The 5,237-nt window shown below is 72.5% G+C and carries 4 protein-coding genes; 2 read left to right on the top strand and 2 right to left on the bottom strand.

Annotated features, from left to right (window positions below; all coding sequences use genetic code 11):
- Positions 1 to 84: 84 nt before the first annotated feature.
- Entirely contained in the window at positions 85 to 1,104 is a 1,020-nt protein-coding gene (locus VN520_RS21860; RefSeq protein ID WP_325748632.1) for a bile acid:sodium symporter family protein, read from the bottom strand.
- 102 nt (positions 1,105 to 1,206) lie between these two features.
- A complete protein-coding gene (locus VN520_RS21855) occupies positions 1,207 to 2,823 on the bottom strand; it encodes an ABC-F family ATP-binding cassette domain-containing protein (RefSeq protein ID WP_325748631.1) in 1,617 nt (538 codons plus the stop codon).
- Positions 2,824 to 3,363: 540 nt separating this feature from the next.
- On the opposite strand from VN520_RS21855, the gene VN520_RS21850 reads away from it, so the two are divergent.
- Positions 3,364 to 4,482: a PP2C family protein-serine/threonine phosphatase gene (locus VN520_RS21850; protein WP_325748630.1), complete on the top strand. Its 1,119-nt coding sequence runs from the start codon at positions 3,364 to 3,366 to the stop codon at positions 4,480 to 4,482.
- A gap of 153 nt (positions 4,483 to 4,635) precedes the next feature.
- Positions 4,636 to 5,202, top strand: a complete 567-nt coding sequence (locus VN520_RS21845) for a PadR family transcriptional regulator (protein WP_325748629.1) — start codon at positions 4,636 to 4,638, stop codon at positions 5,200 to 5,202.
- The last annotated feature ends 35 nt before the right edge of the window (positions 5,203 to 5,237 follow it).

The following is a 5,237-nucleotide window of genomic DNA, read 5'->3' as shown; positions in this document are numbered from 1 at the left end:
CGGCCACGGAAGGCACGAGGCGTTCGCCCGGGAAGTCCGGGCGAACGCCTCGGGGCCGTACGACTGCCGGGCCGCGGAGTCCGGTCAGGCTTCCCCGGCGGACGCGGTCCTCGGTACCGGGCCGGCGGCCGCGGCCGTCCGCTCGTCGCGCCGTGACCGGTGGGACATCCAGGCGGCGACCAGAGCGCCCGAGATGTTGTGCCATACGGAGAACACCGCGGCCGGCAGCGCGGCCAGCGGGCTGAAGTGGGCGGTCGCCAGCGAGGCGGCGAGTCCGGAGTTCTGCATGCCGACCTCGAAGGCCATGGCGCGGCTGGCAGGCCGGCCGAGGCCCGAGAGCTTGCCCGCGGCATAACCGAGCGCGAGCCCGAGGCCGTTGTGCAGCACGACGGCGATCAGCACCGTCACGGCAGCCGACTTGATCGTGCCCGCGCTGCCCGCCACGACCGCGCAGACGATCGCGGCGACGGCCAGGGAGGACAGCCAGGGCATGAGGCCCAGCACCCGGTCGACGAGCCTGCCCGCGACCAGCCGCACCACCAGGCCCCCGAGGACCGGGAGCAGCACCGTCTTGAGGATGTCCGTGATCATCGAGCCGGCGTCCACCGGCAGGTACGCACCCGCCAGCAGCAGTGTGAGGGGTGGCGTCACCAGTGGCGCGACCAGGGTGGAGACGGTGGCGACGGAGACCGAGAGCGCGACGTCACCGCGGGCCAGGAAGGTCACCACGTTCGACGCCGTGCCGCTCGGGGCGCAGCCGACCAGGATGAGTCCGGCCGCCAGCTGCGGGGGCAGCCCGAGCAGATGGGCGATGGCCCAGCCGAGGCCCGGCATGATCACGTAGTGGGCGACCAGGCCGATCGCGACGGCCCACGGACGCTTCGCCACGCCCTTGAAGTCGAGCGGAGTCATCGTCAGTCCCATGCAGAACATGACGATTCCCAGCAGGTACGGAACCGATCCCGTCCAGCCGTCGAACGTGCCGGGTGTGACGAGACCGGCTACGCCCGCCACGAGTACGAGGACGGGGAACACCGTGACGGCACGCCTCGCCGCCTTGTCGCCGGATCCCGGTTGATCAGGGGTTATCTGTTCGGTTTGCACAGGCGCGATGCAACGCCGCGGTGTGCGCCTCCGCAAACGCGTCTCGTGATATGGACAAGATGTCCAGGATGCGTCTGCTGCGGAGGCCCCGGCCCACCGCGCCTACAGGCGTAGCTCACGCCCCTGCCAGCGACTCCGCAGCCAGCGGTCGTGGCCCGCCAGGACGATCGCTCCCGGGCCCGCCCCCATGGCGGCCTCCAGTTCGTCACAGAGCCGGGGGGACAGATGGTTCGTGGGCTCGTCGAGCAGCAGCAACTCGGGAGGATGCGCCACCAGGAGCGCCAGTGCGAGCCGGCGGCGCTGGCCCACGGACAGGTGCCGGACCTGCTTGTCCAGGTCCGCCTCGCCCACCAGGCCCAGCGAACCCAGCGGCACGGCTTCCGCCCGCTCCGGGCCGAGTGCCTGGGCATAGGTGTCGCGGACGGTGCGCTCCGGCCGGTCGAACACGGTGTCCTGGGCCAGCAGCCCCACCGAGAGCCCGCCCTTTCGCCGCACACGGCCGCCGTCCGCCACGAGGTGCCCGGCGAGCACGGCCAGCAACGTCGACTTCCCCGCCCCGTTGCCACCGGTCACGAGCAGGCGCTCGGTCGCCGACACATCGAGGCGGTCGACGGCGAGGCGGCCCCGCACCCGCACGTCACGCAGGGAGACGAGGGTTTCGTCCCCCGACGGTCCGGCGAGCGAGGTGCGGCGGAACCGCAGCGGCGGCGGAGGCTCGGCGACCCCGTGCCGCTCCAGTTCGTCCAGCCTGCGCGCGGCGTTGCGCACCCGCCGCGAGATCTGGCTCTGCACCCGGCCCGCCCGGACGCCGTACCCCATCTTCTCGTGGTCGCGCGGTCCCCGGTCCGGGGCGAGGCGATGCGTGGTCGTGCCCATCGACCGGCGAAGGGCTTCCAGTTCCCCCTGCTCCTCCGCGTAGCGACGTTCCCAGCGCTCCCGCTCGGCGCGCTTCTCGGCCTGGTAGGCGGTGTAGTTGCCGCCGTACCGCACCGGACCGTCCACGGCGGGATCGAGGTCGACCAGATCCGTGCACACGGCATCGAGGAAGGCCCGGTCATGGCTCGCCACGACGACGGCGCCGGGGAGGCCGCGCACCTGCTCCTCCAGGAACTCGGCAGCACGGTCGTCGAGATGGTTGGTCGGCTCGTCCAGCAGCACCGCCGAAGGCCTGCGGACCAGCAGGGAAACCAGGGCCAGGCGCCCACGCTGCCCGCCGGACAGGGAACCGAGCGCCCGGTCCGGGCGGATCCCGCCGAGGCCGAGGCCGTCGAGCACGACAGCGGCGCGCCGGTCGGCGTCCCAGGCCTCCTGTTCCTGGGCGTGCTCGAGCCGCCGGCCGTAGGCGCCGAGGAGGGCGGCGTGGCCGGGGGAGCCTTCCTGGGTGCGGGCGAGCCGATGGGACAGGAGTTCGAGTTCGGCGAGTTCGTCACGGACCTCTCTCAGGGCCTCGTCCAGCACGTCCGTGATCGTGGCCGTGGCGTCGAACGGCATCTCCTGGTGCAGGAAGCCCAGATCGGCAGGGCGGGTGACGCTGCCCGCGTCCGGCTCGTCGGTTCCGGCGAGCAGCCGGAGCAGTGTCGACTTGCCGACACCGTTCTCTCCGATCAGTCCGATGCGGTGGCCGAGGGACGCGGTGAGGGAGAAGCCGTCGATCACCCGCCCGGCGCCGAAGGAGCGGACGACATCGCGTGCGAGCAGGGCTGCGGGTGCGTCGGACATGGGAGTGACCTCGTGTGACATGCGGGCAGACGGACTTCTGCCCCGGGCGGGCATGGGAACAGGGACGGCGCAGGGCCTCGCGGCGACGGTGCCGGCACGCACCGGCCGACGGGCGGTCACATCCGGGTGTCACCCGGAGATGTCGTCGTCTCCCACCATGTCCTGTCTCCTCACCGAGAGATCGATGTCCAGGGCGACCCTAGCAGCCGGTGGTCCGCCGGGAGCTGAGCCGGAGCCATCGGGGTCATGGGCGGGGAGCGGCACGCCGTGCGGGCGGGGCCCGGGCCGCGGTCGTCTTCCGGGTGCTCGTGAGTTCCCTCTGCCACGAGCCGCCGCCTGCTCCGTACGAGCACTTACCGGGGCGGTCCACACGGTGACCCGGCGGCGGGCCCCCGGCCGGGACGAAGATCGTCACGCGGGGCGGGGCGCCGGTTCCTCTCCTCGGCCGCGAGAGGCCCGGGCCCTCGGACGTCCTGTCCTGAACGCCACCCGGTGGGCCCTGGGGATGCGGAAGGCCGAGCTTGCGGGCAGCGTGGGGGAGTGCCGCAGCTGCTGAGAACCCAGTGGATTCCCGTAGGCCTCATCGTGCTGGCCGTGGTGGTCGACCTGGTCACCCCGCACGGTGTGACGTCCGCGCCGCTTCTCATGACGGCCCCCGTCGCCGCCGCGCCGCTCTTCGGCGTCCGGGGGATCATCGGCGTCGGCCTCACGGCGATGGTCGTCCATGCGTTTCTCGCGCGGATCGACGGGACCTTCGGCTGGCGCGCGGGCGTGGCCAGTCAGATCACCCTGGCGGCCGTCACCGGACTCGCCGTCCTGATCCACCGCACGCTGCGCAGGCAGGACGCCCGCGCACGGCGTGCGCAGCACGTCGCGGCGGTCGCCCAGCAGGCCGTGCTGCCCGAACCCCCGTCACGCCTCGGGGATCTCCGCATCGACGCGCGGTACGTGCCGGCCGAGAGGGAGGCATTGATCGGCGGAGACCTGTACGTCGTGCAGAGCACCCCGCACGGAATCCGGATGATGGTCGGTGACGTACGGGGCAAGGGGCTCGGGGCGGTCAGTGCCGTCAGCGCCGACCTCGGCGCCTTCCGGTACGCGGCGGACGAGTCCGAGGACCTCCCGCAACTGGTGGCCCGGCTGGAGAGGGCCCTTCTGCGCGAAGGCGGCCGACGTGGCGGGCAGCAGCAGGAGGAGGGCTTCACCACGGCTCTCATCGCGGAGTTCTCCCCGGACCTGGAAACCGTACGCCTGGTCAACCGGGGCCACCCGCCTCCCGTGCTCCTCGACGTGCAGGGCCGCGCCACTCTTCTCGATGCGTCCGAGGAGGCGCCCCCGCTGGGCATGAGCGACCTGGGCGCGTGGTCCTCCCCGGTCGACAGCTTCCCCTTCCCCGCCGGTTCCACTCTGCTCTGCTTCACGGACGGCGTCACCGAGTCCCGCGACGTCACCGGGCGCTTCTACGATCCCGTCGCCCGTCTGCCGCTCGTGCTCGGCAGGCGGGCACGCTCCGGCGTGCGCCTCACACCGGGGCAGATCCTGGACACGCTGATCCAGGACGTCCGGCGCCACGTCGGCGGCCGGCCGCAGGACGATCAGGCCATGCTGGCCCTGCACCGGGTACCGGCAGACGATCCGGGCCGCGACGGAGAGCCATGACGCCCTGCCCGCCGGCGGCACGGGCACCCACACAGGAAACCGGCACCTGGGCACCGCCCTCGCGCGGCGGCGGCCGGGTGAGGCACGGGTGAGGCGCGTCTCACCCGGCCCCCGCCCCTTGCTATGCAACCAGTTGCATAGGACGATCGGGGCATGGCCCTCGAACACGCGATTCTCGTCTCCCTGCTGGAGCAGCCCGGCTCGGGCTATGAGCTCGCCCGGCGGTTCGAGCGGTCCATCGGATACTTCTGGACCGCCACCCATCAGCAGATCTACCGCGTCCTCAAGCGTATGGAGGGCGACGGTCTGCTCGACGTCCGTGACGTGCCGCAGGAACGCAGGCCGGACAAGAAGGAGTACTCCGTCGCCGCCCCCGGCCGCGCCGCCCTCTCCGCCTGGCTGCACGAAACGGTCGAACCCGAGAGCCTGCGCCACGATCTCGCGGTGAAGATCCGTGGCGCGGCCTTCGACGACCCCGCCGCGCTGCTCCTCGAGGTCGAGCGGCACCACCAGGTGCACAGCGACCGGCTCGCGCACTACCTCGCCGGGGAGAAGCGTGACTTCACCGGGCCCGGCGCCCCCGCACCGCTCGACGCGGGCCAGGAGCTGCAGCACGTCGTGCTGCGCGGCGGCATCGCGTACGAACGCATGACGGTCGCCTGGCTCGACGACGTACTCGCCACGCTCCGCAGGCTCGGCGCGGCCGGCCCGCGGAGCTGAAGCATCCCCCATCTCCTGCCCCACCCCCCCGGAAG

The organism is Streptomyces sp. (assembly GCF_035563135.1).
Lineage (GTDB): Bacteria > Actinomycetota > Actinomycetes > Streptomycetales > Streptomycetaceae > Streptomyces.
The sequence above is the reverse complement of the archived record's forward strand: the minus strand, read 5'-3'. Positions and strand labels throughout refer to the sequence as shown.